A 14,143-nucleotide genomic window follows, 5' to 3' on the forward strand; every position below is an offset into this window, starting at 1 on the left:
CCGGGTCAACCCTGATATCCAGCAAGAACCGCGCCCGTTCCTGCGATGCCACAACGGGGCTGCAGGCCCCATTCCAGTGCATAACCTGAAGGCATGGGCGCCCGGGCGAACGGCATTGTTCAAGCCCCGGGGCCCGCCCTACAGTCTCCCCGATGTGCCGGCAGGCATCGAACGAATGGACGGGACGAACGATGGGAATGGACAGGCATGCATGCATTCTGGGCGCGGGGATCGCGGGCCTGGCGACCGCCTATGCGCTGCAGCGGCAGGGCTGGCAGGTCACGGTGATCGACCAGGGGCCGGCGGGCGGCGGCGCGAGCGGCGGCAACGGCGCGCAGCTCAGCTACAGCTACGTGCAGCCGCTGGCCGACGCCTCGGTCTGGGGGCAGTTGCCCAAGCTCCTCTTCTCGCCGGATTCGCCGCTCAAGCTGCGGCCGCAGTGGAGCCTGCACCAGTGGCGCTGGGGCGCGGCCTTTCTCGCGGCCTGCAACGACACGACCTCGCGCAGCACCACGGGCGCCCTGCTGGCGCTTGCCGCCCGCAGCCGCGTGGCGTTCGAGGGCCTGCTGGAGCGAGAAGGCATCGCCTGCGACTTCACGCGCACGGGCAAGCTGGTGGTGTACCGCACGCCCGAGGCCCTGGCCGCCGCGGAGCGGCAGATGGCGCTTCAGCGCACCTGGGGCTGCGAGCAGGAGTCCGTCTCCGCCGCACGCTGCGTGGAGCTGGAGCCCGCGCTCGCCCACGGCACCGACCGCATCGCGGGCGCCATCCACACGCCCAGCGAATGCGCGGCCGATTGCCGCAAGGTCTGCGAAGGACTGCAGGCGCTGCTGGCCGCGCGGGGCGTGCGCTTCGTGCTGGACGCGCAGCTGCGCGGCTTCGAGCGCAGGGCCGACGGCCGCATCGCCGCGGTGCAGGTGCGCCGCGCGGGCAACACGGAGGATGCGCGCATGGAGGCCGGCCACTTCGTGCTGGCCCTGGGCAGTGCCAGCGCCGCCTGGGCCGCGCGGCTGGGCATGCGGCTGCCCGTCTACCCGCTCAAGGGCTACAGCCTCACGCTCGATGCGCCCGCCGATGCGGCCTGGGCCCCGCACGTGAGCGTGACCGACGCGGCACGCAAGGTCGTGTTCGCGCGCCTGGGCGACCGGCTGCGCGTGGCCGGCATGGCGGAACTCGTGGGCGACGACCGCAGCATCCCACAGGACCGCATTGACCGCCTGCGCCAGTCCGTCGCCGAGGTGTTCGGCCACGACCCGGGTGCCGATGCGCCGCTGCGGCCCTGGACGGGCATGCGCCCCGCGACGCCCACCGGCCTGCCCATGGTGGGACGCCAGCCGGGCGGGCCCGCCAACGGCTGGCTGCACACGGGCCATGGCGCCCTGGGGTTCACGCTCTCGTTCGGCACCGCGGAGCAATTGGCGGAGGCGATGGCGCAGGAGCCGCGGGCCGCCGCCGTACCGGGCGCCGTTCACGCCGCCTGAGCCGGCCCCTTCTGCAGGGTCTGCAGCACGGCCTCGCGCATGCAGCGCACCATCGCATCGGCGAGCAGGGATGCCGGGCGATGCGGCATGCGCAGCGCCCTCACCGGCACGGCGATGCGCGGCAGCAGCTCCAGCACGTCCACCTGCTGCGGGTCCGCGGAGGCCGCCGTGCAGGCATCGACCAGCGCCACGCCCAGGCCGTGGTGCGCCAGTGCCAGCGCGGCATGGTAGGTCTGCACCGTGATCGCCGACTGCAGCCCGACCTCGGCCTCGCGGCAGGCATGGCTCACCATCGTGCCGAGCGGATCGCTCAGCCCCAGCCGCACCACCGGCACGCCGGCAAGACCGGCCAGGTGCACCGCGCCCGCCCGTACCACCGCGGCGTCCAGCAGGCCGCGCGGCGCCACGCAGACCATGGCGCCTTCGGCGAGCGTCTCCTGCTCCAGCGACGGGTGCGACAGCGCCGAGAACACGAAGCCCACGTCGGCCTCCTGCAGCACCAGGGCCGAGACGATCTGCGGGGAGTGCAGCGCGTCGATGGTGACGTGCACGCCGGGATGCAGCGCATGGAAGGCCCGCAGCGCCCGCGGCATCACCTCGTGGCTCAGGGCCAGCACGCTCAGTACGTGCAGCTCGCCCTCGCGCTGCTGCCCGCGCAGGCTGCCGGCCAGCCGCTGCACTTCATCGAGCTGCGTGAACAGCCGCTCGATGTGCGGATAGAGCGTCTGCGCCTCGCGCGTCGGCACGAGGCGCCCCTTGTGCCGGTGGAACAGCGCGAAGCCGAGCTGCAGTTCCGCATGCGCGAGGATCCGGCTCACCGCGGGCTGCGTGACATTGATGAGCCGCGCGGCCGCGCTCACGCTGCCCGTGAGCATCACGGCGTTGAAGACTTCGATGTGGCGCAGGCGCATGGAACGGCGAGACGGCAGTGGTCAGGAAGGGTGGAATATTGCATCAAAGCGTTTCCCCGTCTTTCACTGCCGGAGCTGCCTGCACAATCGCCGGCCATGACACTGCCCGCCGCCGACTGCCTCTGCCCGACCGCACCGACGCATGCGACGAGGGTTTTCGCGCCACGCTTCACTCCGCGCGCCGCGCACCTGCTGGTGTCCGTCCTCGCCTTCGGCTGCGCTACGGGTTTCTGCGCCTGTCGCCGCCCGCAGGCCGAGCTACGGAGTGCTGCATTCGCCCGCAGGCGCCGGTCGATCCGCAGGAAGCCCGCCTGCTGCGCTACCAGCGCGCGGACACCGAACCTGCCGCCGAGCGCGAGGCCCGTTTCACCCAGCCGCCGGGGGATGGGTTCGTGGGACTGGCCGTGCAGGGAAAGCCCACGGTGAAGCACATCTCCTCCCATCGCATCCTGCTGCGGTGGCCGGACAGCAGGCAACAGGTCCGCGTGGACCACTGCCTCGCCGCCGAGGGCCTCCACGTCAAGATCGCCGAGAACACGGGCGCGGGCCGGTGGAAGCCCGCCGCCCATTACTACCTGCCCCTGGGCGCCGATGTGCAGCCCGACTGCCCCCGGGAGTAAAAAGGTCAGGCAGCGGGGTGGATATTCACAGGTCGTCGGGCCGCCGTCGCGCTTTCCGGAATCCACGCGGTATGCACATCTTTACCGCCGCCTCAGGAACTCCACCGCATACTCGGCCCTCAGCTTTCCGGTGGCGCCTCCGCCACGGCGGCGGAATCCCGCCTGCATTCCCTCTTTTCCCCATGATGGCCACTGAACGACGACACCGATACGCAGCAGCCCTGACCGGGCCGATTCTCTCCATCGCGCTGTCCCTGGCGCTCGCCGGAGTGGGCGAGGCCCACGCCAGCCCGAACAAGACGACGACCAAGACGGCGGCCAAAACCACCGGCAAGACCGCCAGCAAAACGGCCGGCAAGAATTCCGCCAAATCCGCCGGCAAGCCGGCATCTTCCGCCAAGGCCCGCGCCCGGCCAGCCGCCCGGGCCCGCACCCCGGTGGCGGCACCGGCCCACACGGCCGAGGCACCCGCCCGCGCGGGCGCCCTGCTCTCCGCCCGGGTGGGCGTGGTCGATGCCTCCAGCCCGGGCTCGGCCCGCGTCGCGCTGGCGCCCGGCGACGCGGCGCCGGGCGGCGAACTGCACTACCTGCCGCTCTATCCCGCGGCCAAGGCGCCCGAATGCTGCGTCCGCCCGCAGGCCGCGGTGCCCGCGCGGGACGTGTCCATCCTCCGCTTCGATGGGGACGATTCGCAGCTCGCCGCCGAGCATGCCGCGCAGTTCACCCAGGCGCCGGACGAGCCGTTCACGGGCCTGGCGGTGCAGGGCAAGGCGATGGTGACGCGCGCCTCCGACCAGCGGCTCTTCCTGCAGTGGCCGGACCGCAAGGTGTCGGTGCGCGTGGACCATTGCGTATCGGGCGAAGGCGTGCACGTGCGCGTCGCGGACTCCGCGGGGCCGGGCCGCTGGCAGCCGGCGGCCTACTACTACCTGCCCCTCTCCAAACCGGCAGCGCCGGACTGCCCGCTGGGCGACGTGTACTGACGCAGTACAGACACGGCACGCCGGAAAGAGGATCACCGGCAGGCAGGTGCCCCGCCAGCACCGGGGATTACGCGGTCCGGTTGAACGCGCTCCACTCCACGCACTGCCGGTTCAGCCACATCGTCTCTTCGAGCGGCGTCGCACGGCGCAGCGAGGCGCAGGCGGCCCGGGCCAGCGCGCGCCCCTGGCGGGCGTCGGCCACCTTCCTGCGCGGTGCGAGACGGGCCAGCAGTGCCTCGCGCGCCGTGGCAGGAAGCGCCGGGCCTTCGGCGATGTAGGCCTCGGCAGCCTGATAGCGGTCGCGGCGCTGCAAGCCCACCATGTAGGCCGAGCCGGTCGGGAACCGGACCAGTTGCAGGTCCGGCACCACCATCACGACCGGAGCGATCGGCGCCAGCGCCGGCCACACGTCGTTGACGTAGTACTCCCCTTCCCAATAGGCACGCGCGATGCGGACGAAATGCGCCACGTCGGACACGTTCAGCAGGCCGGATTCGGCCATGGGCAGGATTTCGATGGCGGGCTTGCGCACGTCCACCGTGTCGTTGGAGACGTCGACGTACAGGCTGCCGAACTGGAACGCGTTCTGGAAGTAGCGCTCGCGCAGCGCGCCCCACACGCTGCCGACGTGGCCGCCTTCCTGCATGAAGGCACGGATGGCATCCAGGCCGGGCAGCCCAGCGTCCGATGCCACCGCCGCACGCAGCTTCCTCTCGAACGCCTCCGAGATCTCCAGGCAGCAACCGTAGGGATAGGGCTTGCGGTACGTGGGAATGCAACCTGGCAGCTCCTGGTCGATTTCACGGCGCACGGCATACAGGTAGTGCTCCACCTCGGCCAGCCGGCCCTGCAGGTGGCGCTCGGTCAGGCGTTGCTGCTCCTGGTCTGCAGGGCGGATTTCCTGAGGGATGAAACGACGGGACACACGCAAACCGCTCCCGATACGGAGCTGCATATACAAAGACTTACATTCTAACCCGGCAGGGCAACAGACAGCGTGCTGCCTGCGCACACCGCCGGGCGTCGCCGATCAAGGTCAGCGTCGGCGCGTGCGGGCCAGTCCGAAGAGGGCCAGCAGGCCGGACATCAAAATCACACCCCATTCGGACAACGTCGGAATGCTTGCCACAGCGCCACCACCGCCCACGGGCGTGGTACTGCCGGCAACCGTGATGCCCAGGGTCGCGCGGCGGGAGGAGTCGAGCGGCGGCGTGGAGCCGTTGGTCTGCGTCACGGTACCGGTGCACGGTGCCTGGCCCGTGTTGATGAACAGGGCGCCCGGGCCGCTGACCAGGGTCTGCTTGAACGTGACCGTGGAGCCGGCGGGAATCACCGCATTGTTGAAGCTGAAGGTGACGGGCGTGCCGCCGGCCGTGTTCGCGGCGATGTTGGCGGTCGAGTTCACGGTGCCGACCAGCGTGCCGTCGAAGGCGTTCAGCCGTGCCTCGAGCGCGACGGTATAGCTGCCGCCGGTATTCGTGCCATAGTTGACCGTCACCGTATCGAGCGTGGTGCCGCCGTAGTTGGGCAGATAGAAGGAACGACTGATGTTGTCGCCGGTCGTGCTGGGACTCGATGGACAGCTGACGATCGTGGCGGCGCCGGCGAATGCCGGCAGGAGCAGGGCGGACAACGCCAGAGCGCGGAGAGTGTGTTGCATGGTGCCAGGACAGTGATCGGAGCAAACGGGGAGAAGCGTATCCCAGTGTAGAACGGTGCGCCCCTCGCAGGCCGCCAAAACAGAGGCCTCGTTCACCGCTTTCCATACCAGGCCCGACCATTCACCGGGACCGTGGCACAGTCCTCCTTCCCCGGCCAAGTACCGCGGGCCTCTAACGGCCCCGTCAGTGCGCCTTCTCCCAGTTCGGCCCCATGCCCACCTCGGCCAGCAGCGGCACCTTGAGTTCGGCCACGCCCGCCATGAGCCGCGGAATCTCCGTGCGCAGCCAGCCAGCTTCCTCCTCCGGCAACTCGAACACCAGTTCGTCGTGCACCTGCATGATCATCAGCACGCCGGGCTTTTCGGCGTCCAGCACGTCCTGCACGGCCACCATCGCCTTCTTGATCAGGTCGGCCGCGGTGCCCTGCATGGGTGCGTTGATGGCCGCGCGCTCTGCGGCGCCGCGCCGCGGGCCGTTGGGCGAGTTGATCTCGGGCAGGTAGAGCCGGCGGCCGAAGACGGTCTCGACGTAGCCGCGCGTCTTGGCGGCGGCCTTGGTCTCGTCCATGTACTGCTTCACGCCGGGGTAGCGCTGGAAGTAGCGGTCGATGTAGGCGGCCGCGGCCTTGTTGTCGATGCCCAGGTTGCGCGCCAGGCCGAAGCTGCTCATGCCGTAGATCAGCCCGAAGTTGATCACCTTGGCATAGCGGCGCTGCTCGCTGCTCACCTGGTCCACCGAGACGCCGAACACCTCGGCCGCGGTGGCGCGGTGCACGTCCAGCCCTTCGGTGAAGGCGCGCAGCAGCGCGTCGTCGCCGCTCAGGTGGGCCATGATGCGCAGCTCGATCTGGCTGTAGTCGGCGCTCGCGATCACGCGGCCCGGCGGGGCCACGAAGGCCTCGCGCACGCGCCGGCCCTCGGCCGTGCGGATGGGGATGTTCTGCAGGTTGGGCTCGTTGCTCGACAGCCGCCCCGTCACCGCCACGGCCTGCGCGTAGTGCGTGTGCACGCGGCCCGTGCGCGGGTCGGCCAGCTGGCCGAGCTTGTCGGTGTAGGTGCCCTTGAGCTTGGAGAGGCTGCGGTGCTCCAGGATCTTCGCGGGCAGCGGGTAGTCCTCGGCGAGCTTCTCCAGCACCTCTTCGTCGGTGCTGCGCGCGCCGGTGGCGGTCTTCTTCACGACCGGCAGGCCGAGCTTGTCGAAGAAGATCTCGCCGAGCTGCTTGGGGCTGCCGAGGTTGAACGGCTGCCCGGCGATGTCGTAGGCCTCCTGCTCCAGCTTGAGGATGCGCTGGCCCAGGTCGTGGCTCTGCTGCTGCAGCGTGGCCGTGTCGATCAGCACGCCGTTGCGCTCGATGCGGAACAGCACTTCGCTGCTGGCCATCTCCAGCGCGTAGATGGCGGAGAGCTTCTCGTCGGCCTCGATCAGCGGCCACAGCACGCGGTGCACGTCGAGCGTCTGGTCCGAGTCCTCGCAGGAATAGGCGGCGGCCTGGTCGACCGGCACCTGCGCGAACGGAATCTGCTTCGCGCCCTTGCCGCAGAGGTCTTCGTAGCTGATGCCGGAGCGGCCCGTGTGGCGCTCGGCCAGGCTCGCGAGGTTGTGCGGCCGGTGCACTTCCAGCACATAGCTCTGCAGCATGGTGTCGTGCGCATAGCCGCGCACGTCGATGCCGTGGTTGGCGAACACGTGGCGGTCGTACTTGACGTGCTGGCCCAGCTTCGGCCGCGCGGCATCCTCCAGCCAGGGCTTCAGGCGTTCCAGCACGGTATCCAGCGGCAGCTGCTCGGGCGCGTCGGGGCCGGAATGCGCGAGCGGAATGTACGCGGCGGCGCCGGGCTCCACGCTGAAGCTCAGGCCCACGATCCGGGCGCGCAGTTCGTCGAGCGAGTTGGTCTCGGTATCGAGCGCGACCAGGTCCGCGGCCTGGATGCGGGCGAACCAGCGGTCGAACTCCTCCCAGGTGAGGATCGTGTCGTAGGCCACCTCGCGCCCCTGCGCGGCCTCGGCCACGAAGGTCGGGCCGCTGTCGGCGAACAGGTCGCCGCTCGCACCGGGCAGCGTGGCCGTGGCGTTGGCGGGCGTGGTGTCCTCCAGCGCACGTGCCAGCCCCTTGAAGCCGAATTTTTCGTAGAACTCGCGCAGCTGCGCCGTCTCCAGCGCGCCGGCCGTGATGCCGTCGAGCGCCGGCAGGCCTTCCACGTGCCCGGCCAGGTCGCAATCGGTGCGGATGGTGACCAGCTCGCGGCCCTTGGGCAGCCAGTCGAGCGCATTGCGCAGGTTCTCGCCCGCCACGCCCTTGATCTCGCCCGCGCGCGCCAGCAGGCCGTCGAGCGAGCCGTATTCGTTCAGCCACTTGGCGGCGGTCTTGGGGCCGACCTTGGGCACGCCCGGAACGTTGTCCACCGCGTCGCCCACCAGGGTCTGGTAATCGACCATGAGCGAGGGCGGCACGCCGAACTCGGCGGTGACGCCGGCCACGTCGCGGCGCTTGCCGCTCATGGTGTCGATGATGGTGATGTGCTCGTCGACCAGCTGCGAGAGGTCCTTGTCGCCGCTGGAGACGATGACGTCGATGCCCTGGCGCGCCGCGCTGGCCGCCAGGGTGCCGATGACGTCGTCCGCCTCGACGCCCGGCACGCAGACCACCGGCCAGCCGAGCAGGCGCACCACTTCGTGGATGGGCTCGATCTGCGCGCGCAGGTCGTCGGGCATGGGCGCGCGGTGCGCCTTGTATTCGGGGTAGAGCGTGTCGCGGAAGGTCGGCCCGCTCGCGTCGAACACGCACGCGGCGTAGTCGGCGGGGTAGTCCCTGCGCAGCGCCTGCAGCATGTTGATCATGCCGCGGATGGCCCCCGTGGCGGGACTGGCCGGATCGCCGGGCACCGCCCGCAGGTCGGGCATCGCATGGAAGGCGCGGTAGAGGTAGCTGGAGCCGTCCACCAGCACCAGGGTCTTGGGTTTGCTCATGGTCCGGGATTGTGCCCGCCGGCGGCCGCCGGCGCCCGCCCGGGCCTACAATCCGCCCATGCGCGCCGCCCATCTCCTCTCCCTCCTGGCCCTGGCCTCCGCCCCGGCCTTCGCCCAGACCGCCGCACCGGCACCCGCTCCGCAGGCCGCACCGGCCCAGGCCCCGGTGGCCGCGGACGGCCAGGCCGGCGCCACGGGCACGGAACCGGGCCGCCTGAACCAGCGCGTGGAACGCATCCGCATCGAGGACGGCGGCAGCCGCGTGGACGAGGTGCGCGTGGGCGGGCAGACGCAGAGCATCACGGTGCAGCCCAAGGCCGGCAGCACGATGCCCGAATACGAGGTGCAGCCGTCCGACGGCGCGCGCGCCCAGCCCGGCGGCCGCAACGGCTCGGAAACCATCACCGGCCCGCGCGTCTGGAACGTCATGAAGTTCTGAGGGCGCCAGCCCCGCTCCCGCGCCGCGCCGCCCAGGCTGGTTCCGCCCGCCCGCACGCGCGCGGCACCGGGCGCGCAGCCCGCAGCGTGTGCCCCCTCGCGCTTCGCCGCTTCCTTCTTCCCTTCCCCGTCCCCTCTTCTTCCCCCTCTGACGCTTCCGTCGCCCGGCAATGGCTGTTTTCACCGAAGTCTCCAAGAAAGAGGCGCGCGATCTGCTGCGCCGTGTGCAACTGGGCAGCCTGGTGTCGCTGCGCGGGATCGAGGGCGGGATCGAGAACACCAATTACTTCCTCACCAGCGACCAGGGCGAGTACGTGCTCACGCTGTTCGAGCGCCTCACGGCCGAGCAGTTGCCGTTCTACCTGCACCTGATGCAGCACCTGGCCCGCGCGGGCATTCCCGTGCCCGATCCGCGCGGCGACCGGCACGGCCACATCCTCCACACGGTGGCAGGCAAGCCCGCGGCCGTGGTCAACAAGCTGGCGGGCAAGAGCCAGCTCGCGCCCGAACCGGTGCACTGCGCCGCGCTGGGCGACATGCTCGCCCGCATGCACCTGGCCGGCCGCGACTACGAACGCCGCCAGCCCAACCTGCGCGGCCTGGCCTGGTGGAACGAGACGGTGCCCGTGGTGCTGCCCCACCTCGATGCCGCGCAGGCCACCCTGCTGCGCTCCGAGCTGGCCTACCAGAACCATGTCGCGGCCTCGGCGGCGTACGCGGGGCTGCCGCGGGGGCCGGTGCATGCCGACCTGTTCCGCGACAACGCGATGTTCGATGGCGAGACGCTCACCGGCTTCTTCGACTTCTACTTCGCGGGGACCGACACCTGGCTGTTCGATCTGGCCGTGTGCCTGAACGACTGGAGCATCGACCTGCCGACCGGCACGCACGAGCCCGCGCGCGCCGCGGCCCTGCTGGACGCCTACCAGGCCGTGCGCCCCCTCACCGCCGACGAACGCGCCCTGCTGCCGGCCATGCTGCGCGCCGGCGCGCTGCGGTTCTGGATCTCCCGGCTGTGGGACTTCCACCTGCCGCGCGAGGCCAGCCTGCTCACGCCGCACGACCCCACGCATTTCGAGCGGGTGCTGCGCGGGCGGATCGCGCGGCCGCTGCATGCGCGCGCGGGCGGCGGCATCGACGGCTGAGCCGGCACCGCGCCCTTTCCGCCTTCGCGCGCACCGAGTGTGGCCTCGCCGCCACCATGACCTCCGCAAGCCCCCGGAAATCGGCGTTATCCAGCGCCTCCAGGTGGCTTCGGCGCGACAATGCCCCAGAGCACGCAGGCGGTGGAATGCCGCTTGCCCCGTGCCTGCCGAAACCCCTTTCGCCGCCCACCTGCCCCAAGCATCCACTGCTTCCACGAAGCGCCCGGCTCCTCGCATCTGAGAAGGTGTGAGAGAACCCCGCACACCGCACCGCCATGAAACTGCACATCGTCCCCGCCCGCGCCGGCCTGGAATGGGTCCGCCTCGGCATCCGCGTGTTCTGGCGCCAGCCCATGGCGCTCGCGGCGCTGTTCTTCATGACGATGATGGCGATGTCGATCGCCACCCTGCTGCCGCTCGTGGGCCCGGCCGTGGCGCTGGCCCTGCTGCCCTCGGCCACGCTGGCCATGATGGTGGCGGCCGGCGACGCGACGCAGGGGCGCTTCCCCACGCCGGCGCTGCTGCTGGTGGCGTTCCGCACCGGGCGCCAGCGGCTGCGCTCCATGCTGCTGCTGGGCGCGCTCTACGCCCTGGGCTTCCTGGGCGTCATGGGCATTTCGGCGCTGCTGGACGGCGGGCAGTTCGCGCGCGTCTACCTCGGCGGCGAGGAACTCACCCGCGCAGTGGCGGAGCTGCCGCAGTTCCAGGCGGCGATGTGGCTCTCGCTGGCGCTCTACCTGCCGCTGTCGCTGCTGTTCTGGCATGCGCCGGGCCTCGTGCACTGGCACGGCGTCCCGCCCGTGAAGGCGCTGTTCTTCAGCATCGTGGCGTGCCTGCGCAACATCGGCGCGTTCACGGTGTACGGCCTGGCATGGACGGGCGTCTTCCTGGGTGCGGGGATCGCCGCCAGCGTGGCGGTGACGCTGCTGGCGCTGCTGGGCCTGGGCTCGGCGCTCGCGGCGGGCATCATGGTGGGCACCGCGATGCTGCTGGCCGCCATGTTCTTCACTTCGGTCGTGTTCTCGTTCCGCGACTGCTTCGAGCCGCCCGAGCGGCTGCCCGCCGTGGAAGAAGGCGCGGGCCCGACCGCGGCCTGACGGGCAGCGGGCCCGGGGCCGCCACGGCGCACGTCACGGCGCCGTCATGCAACCGTCAAACCACTGTCATCACGGGTTCCTAGCATCCCGGTCCGGAGGCAGGCACGGCATCGCCCGGCCCGCCCATCGAGAGCCCGCCCCACGGCCTTCCCCGCGAAGGCGACGGCGGCGGCGCCGCACCGCAGACCGACCCACCCGGAATCCACGATGTCCCACACCCCGATGCCCTCCCGCCGCAAGGCCCTGCAATTCCTGGCCGGCGTGCCGCTGCTGCCGCTGGGCGCCAGCGCATCCGCCGCTTCCCTGCTGGCCGCCTGCGGCGGCGGCAGCGGCGGCATCAACCCCGCCTTCGCGTCCGCCAGCTTCACGTCGATGGCCGCGCCCTCGCTGTCCAACCCCGCCGCGATGGCGACGACCACCGTCGGCTCCACGCTGAACGTCAAGTTCAGCGACGACTCGGTGCAGAGCTACCAGCTCGCCTACCAGCCCTTCTTCGTCACGGGCGACCGCGTGTCCGACGGCAAGGGCGGCACGATCCTGGCCGGCGGCTATGTGGACATCAACAACAAGCCCATCATCGACGCGACCGTGGCCGGCAAGGAGCGCCAGTTCTTCTCCGATTCGCCGGACGGCACCTCGCTGCTGACCGTGCCCAATGCCAAGGTCGACGGCGTGAAGGGCAATCCCGTGTTCGCGGTGGTGCAGTTCGAATACACCACCTGGGCGCAGGACGGCAAGACCGACATGTACGGCAAGCTGCCCTCCCCGATCGCGGTGCTCTCGCTCGACCAGGACCCCGCCACCGGCAAGCTCTCGCTCGTGAAGTACCACAACGTCGACACCTCCAAGGTGCACGGCCTGTGGATCACCTGCGGCGCCAGCCTGTCGCCCTGGGGCACGCACCTCTCCAGCGAGGAGTACGAACCCGATGCGTTCAGCGCCGCCTCGAACGCGCAGTTCAAGGCCTACAGCAAGAACCTGTACGGCAGCGAGACGGCCGCCAATCCCTACCACTACGGCCACATGCCCGAAGTGACGGTGAACGCGGACGGCACCGCCTCCATCAAGAAGCATTTCTGCATGGGCCGCATCTCCCATGAGCTGGTGCAGGTAATGCCCGACCAGCGCACGGCCCTGATGGGCGACGACGCCACCAACAGCGGCTACTTCGTCTTCGTGGCCGACAAGGAAAAAGACCTGTCCTCCGGCACGCTGTACGCGGCCAAGGTCGGCTCCGGCTTCTCGATCGACCCGGCCGCGAACTCGGCGGCCCCGCTCACCTGGATCAAGCTCGGCTCGGCCACCAGCGCGGAGATCGAGAACCTGGCCAACACGCTCAAGCCGACCGACATCATGTCCGTGACCTCCACCGATCCGAAGGACGCGGGCTACACGAAGATCGTCGCCAACGGCAAGACCGAGTGGATCAAGATCAACCCCGGCATGGAGAAGGCCGCCGCCTTCCTGGAAACCCACCGCTACGCCGCGTTCGCCGGCGCGAGCCTGGGCTTCACGAAGATGGAAGGCACCACCGTCAACGCCCGCGACAAGGTCGCCTACTCGGCGCTGCAGAACGTGCAGTCGTCGATGGTGGCCGGCAACGCCGCCAACGTGCCGGGCAACGGCATCTCGGTGCCCAAGCAGCTCGTGGCGGGCGCGGTGATGGCGCTCAACCTGCGCGGCGGCCAGAAGGACACCCAGGGCAACGCGATCAACAGCGAGTGGATGCCCGTGGACACCAAGGCCCTGCTGGCGGGCGAGGACATCTCCGCCGACGCCCTGGGCAACACGGCCAACCCCAACAACATCGCCAACCCGGACAACCTGAAGTTCTCCGAGAAGCTGCGCACGCTGTTCATCGGCGAGGACAGCAGCCAGCACGTGAACAACTTCCTCTGGGCCTACAACGTGGACACGAAGCAGCTCTCGCGCGTCATGTCGGTGCCCGCGGGCGGCGAATCCACCGGCCTGCACGCCGTGGACGAGATCAACGGCTTCACCTACATCATGAGCAACTTCCAGCACGCCGGTGACTGGGGCAGCATCCACTCCAAGGTGAAGGACCAGCTCGATCCGCTGATCCGCGCCAACTACAAGGACAAGTTCGGCTCCGCCGTGGGCTACCTGACCGGCACGCCCCGGCAGATGAAGCTGAGCGCCTGACCGTACCCAAGACACCGTCCGCCGGATGCGCCGCGGACGCTGCGCGCCCGATGGCGCATGTCTTCAGCGAGGCCCTGTCCGGGCCTCGCTTTTTTTTGCCTGCGCAGGCGCACGGACGCCCCGTGCCGGACCGGGAACCTGGCGAGGCCCGAAGCCGTGGAGTTTGGCCCTACGGTTGAGCCGTTTTCGGAACGTTGAAAGAAAGCTTAATACAACGCATTACAGAAAACTGCATTTTGCTGCGGGCCTCCCTACACTCCGGCGATTCTTCCGTCGGGGACGCCATGTCTTTTCTTCCTCCGCAACGCAAGCGCTTCATCGCCATCCTCTGCGCGGGCGCACTGCACGCCCACGCCGCCCTGGCGGCCGATATCGTGCTCGCGCCTCCGCCCAACGGCGGTTTGTCGGTCACCAGCAGCGACAAGGCCCAGATCCGCCTGCGCGTCGACGAGGCGTCGGGCACCGTGACCGTGCCGGGTCTCGCCACGGCGCCCTCGCAGGGGACGCTGGTGTGCCACGGCCCCGGCGGCGTACTCGGCAATTGCAGCGCCAGCGTGATCGGCGCGACCGGCCCGGCCGGTGCGACGGGGGCGACGGGCCCTGCGGGCGCCACGGGCGCGACCGGACCCGCGGGAACGGGCGCCACGGGCACCGCAGGCCCCACCGGAGCCACCGGC

At 70.3% G+C, this 14,143-nt stretch carries 11 protein-coding genes and 1 pseudogene; 8 read left to right on the forward strand and 4 right to left on the reverse strand.

Annotated features, from left to right (window positions below):
- Nucleotides 1-191 precede the first annotated feature (191 nt).
- Complete coding sequence (locus Q9R47_RS21895; protein WP_311235229.1) at nucleotides 192-1,481, forward strand: FAD-dependent oxidoreductase; 1,290 nt, start codon at nucleotides 192-194, stop codon at nucleotides 1,479-1,481.
- Here the strand turns inward: Q9R47_RS21895 and Q9R47_RS21900 are convergent.
- Complete coding sequence (locus Q9R47_RS21900) at nucleotides 1,469-2,392, reverse strand: LysR substrate-binding domain-containing protein (protein WP_311235230.1); 924 nt, start codon at nucleotides 2,390-2,392, stop codon at nucleotides 1,469-1,471. The two genes, Q9R47_RS21895 and Q9R47_RS21900, sit on opposite strands and share 13 nt — an antisense overlap.
- Nucleotides 2,393-2,814: 422 nt before the next feature.
- Here Q9R47_RS21900 and Q9R47_RS21905 point away from each other — a divergent pair, with 422 nt between their 5' ends.
- Entirely contained in the window at nucleotides 2,815-3,012 is a 198-nt protein-coding gene (locus tag Q9R47_RS21905; RefSeq protein ID WP_311235231.1) for a hypothetical protein, read from the forward strand.
- Nucleotides 3,013-3,194: 182 nt separating this feature from the next.
- Entirely contained in the window at nucleotides 3,195-3,995 is an 801-nt protein-coding gene (locus tag Q9R47_RS21910; protein ID WP_311235232.1) for a hypothetical protein, read from the forward strand.
- A 67-nt stretch (nucleotides 3,996-4,062) separates the two neighbouring features.
- Here Q9R47_RS21910 and Q9R47_RS21915 read toward each other — a convergent pair whose 3' ends face one another.
- The 3 genes from Q9R47_RS21915 to polA all read right to left on the reverse strand — a co-directional run bounded on the left by Q9R47_RS21915 (nucleotide 4,063) and on the right by polA (nucleotide 8,623).
- A complete protein-coding gene (locus Q9R47_RS21915) occupies nucleotides 4,063-4,920 on the reverse strand; it encodes a hypothetical protein (protein WP_311235233.1) in 858 nt (285 codons plus the stop codon).
- 111 nt (nucleotides 4,921-5,031) lie between these two features.
- Entirely contained in the window at nucleotides 5,032-5,655 is a 624-nt protein-coding gene (locus Q9R47_RS21920) for an IPTL-CTERM sorting domain-containing protein (RefSeq protein WP_311235234.1), read from the reverse strand.
- Nucleotides 5,656-5,839: 184 nt separating this feature from the next.
- Nucleotides 5,840-8,623: a DNA polymerase I gene (gene polA, locus Q9R47_RS21925; protein ID WP_311235235.1), complete on the reverse strand. Its 2,784-nt coding sequence runs from the start codon at nucleotides 8,621-8,623 to the stop codon at nucleotides 5,840-5,842.
- 58 nt (nucleotides 8,624-8,681) lie between these two features.
- On the opposite strand from polA, the gene Q9R47_RS21930 reads away from it, so the two are divergent.
- The 5 genes and pseudogenes from Q9R47_RS21930 to Q9R47_RS21950 form a co-directional block, all read left to right on the forward strand.
- The gene (locus Q9R47_RS21930; RefSeq protein ID WP_311235236.1) at nucleotides 8,682-9,062 is read left to right on the forward strand and encodes a hypothetical protein; all 381 of its coding nucleotides are present in this window, start codon (nucleotides 8,682-8,684) and stop codon (nucleotides 9,060-9,062) included.
- Between the two features lie 169 nt (nucleotides 9,063-9,231).
- Complete coding sequence (locus Q9R47_RS21935; RefSeq protein WP_311235237.1) at nucleotides 9,232-10,206, forward strand: homoserine kinase; 975 nt, start codon at nucleotides 9,232-9,234, stop codon at nucleotides 10,204-10,206.
- 275 nt (nucleotides 10,207-10,481) lie between these two features.
- The gene (locus Q9R47_RS21940) at nucleotides 10,482-11,303 is read left to right on the forward strand and encodes a BPSS1780 family membrane protein (RefSeq protein ID WP_311235238.1); all 822 of its coding nucleotides are present in this window, start codon (nucleotides 10,482-10,484) and stop codon (nucleotides 11,301-11,303) included.
- 207 nt (nucleotides 11,304-11,510) lie between these two features.
- Nucleotides 11,511-13,466 carry an alkaline phosphatase PhoX gene (locus tag Q9R47_RS21945; RefSeq protein ID WP_311235239.1) on the forward strand — a complete coding sequence of 652 codons (1,956 nt, stop codon included), beginning with the start codon at nucleotides 11,511-11,513 and terminating at the stop codon, nucleotides 13,464-13,466.
- 284 nt (nucleotides 13,467-13,750) lie between these two features.
- Nucleotides 13,751-14,143: pseudogene (locus tag Q9R47_RS21950) on the forward strand (hypothetical protein); the annotation flags it as partial.

Origin of the sequence: Acidovorax sp. PRC11 (assembly GCF_031844105.1) — a bacterium.
GTDB lineage: Bacteria > Pseudomonadota > Gammaproteobacteria > Burkholderiales > Burkholderiaceae_C > Paracidovorax.

Excerpts from the sequence above, each read along its gene's own strand:
- Q9R47_RS21940 (WP_311235238.1), top strand. The coding sequence starts at position 10,482 with ATGAAACTGCACATCGTCCCCGCCCGCGCCGGCCTGGAATGGGTCCGC.
- Q9R47_RS21910 (WP_311235232.1), top strand. The coding sequence starts at position 3,195 with ATGATGGCCACTGAACGACGACACCGATACGCAGCAGCCCTGACCGGG.
- Q9R47_RS21930 (WP_311235236.1), top strand. The coding sequence starts at position 8,682 with ATGCGCGCCGCCCATCTCCTCTCCCTCCTGGCCCTGGCCTCCGCCCCG.
- Q9R47_RS21920 (WP_311235234.1), bottom strand. The coding sequence starts at position 5,655 with ATGCAACACACTCTCCGCGCTCTGGCGTTGTCCGCCCTGCTCCTGCCG.
- Q9R47_RS21935 (WP_311235237.1), top strand. The coding sequence starts at position 9,232 with ATGGCTGTTTTCACCGAAGTCTCCAAGAAAGAGGCGCGCGATCTGCTG.
- Q9R47_RS21895 (WP_311235229.1), top strand. The coding sequence starts at position 192 with ATGGGAATGGACAGGCATGCATGCATTCTGGGCGCGGGGATCGCGGGC.
- Q9R47_RS21945 (WP_311235239.1), top strand. The coding sequence starts at position 11,511 with ATGTCCCACACCCCGATGCCCTCCCGCCGCAAGGCCCTGCAATTCCTG.
- Q9R47_RS21900 (WP_311235230.1), bottom strand. The coding sequence starts at position 2,392 with ATGCGCCTGCGCCACATCGAAGTCTTCAACGCCGTGATGCTCACGGGC.
- polA (WP_311235235.1), bottom strand. The coding sequence starts at position 8,623 with ATGAGCAAACCCAAGACCCTGGTGCTGGTGGACGGCTCCAGCTACCTC.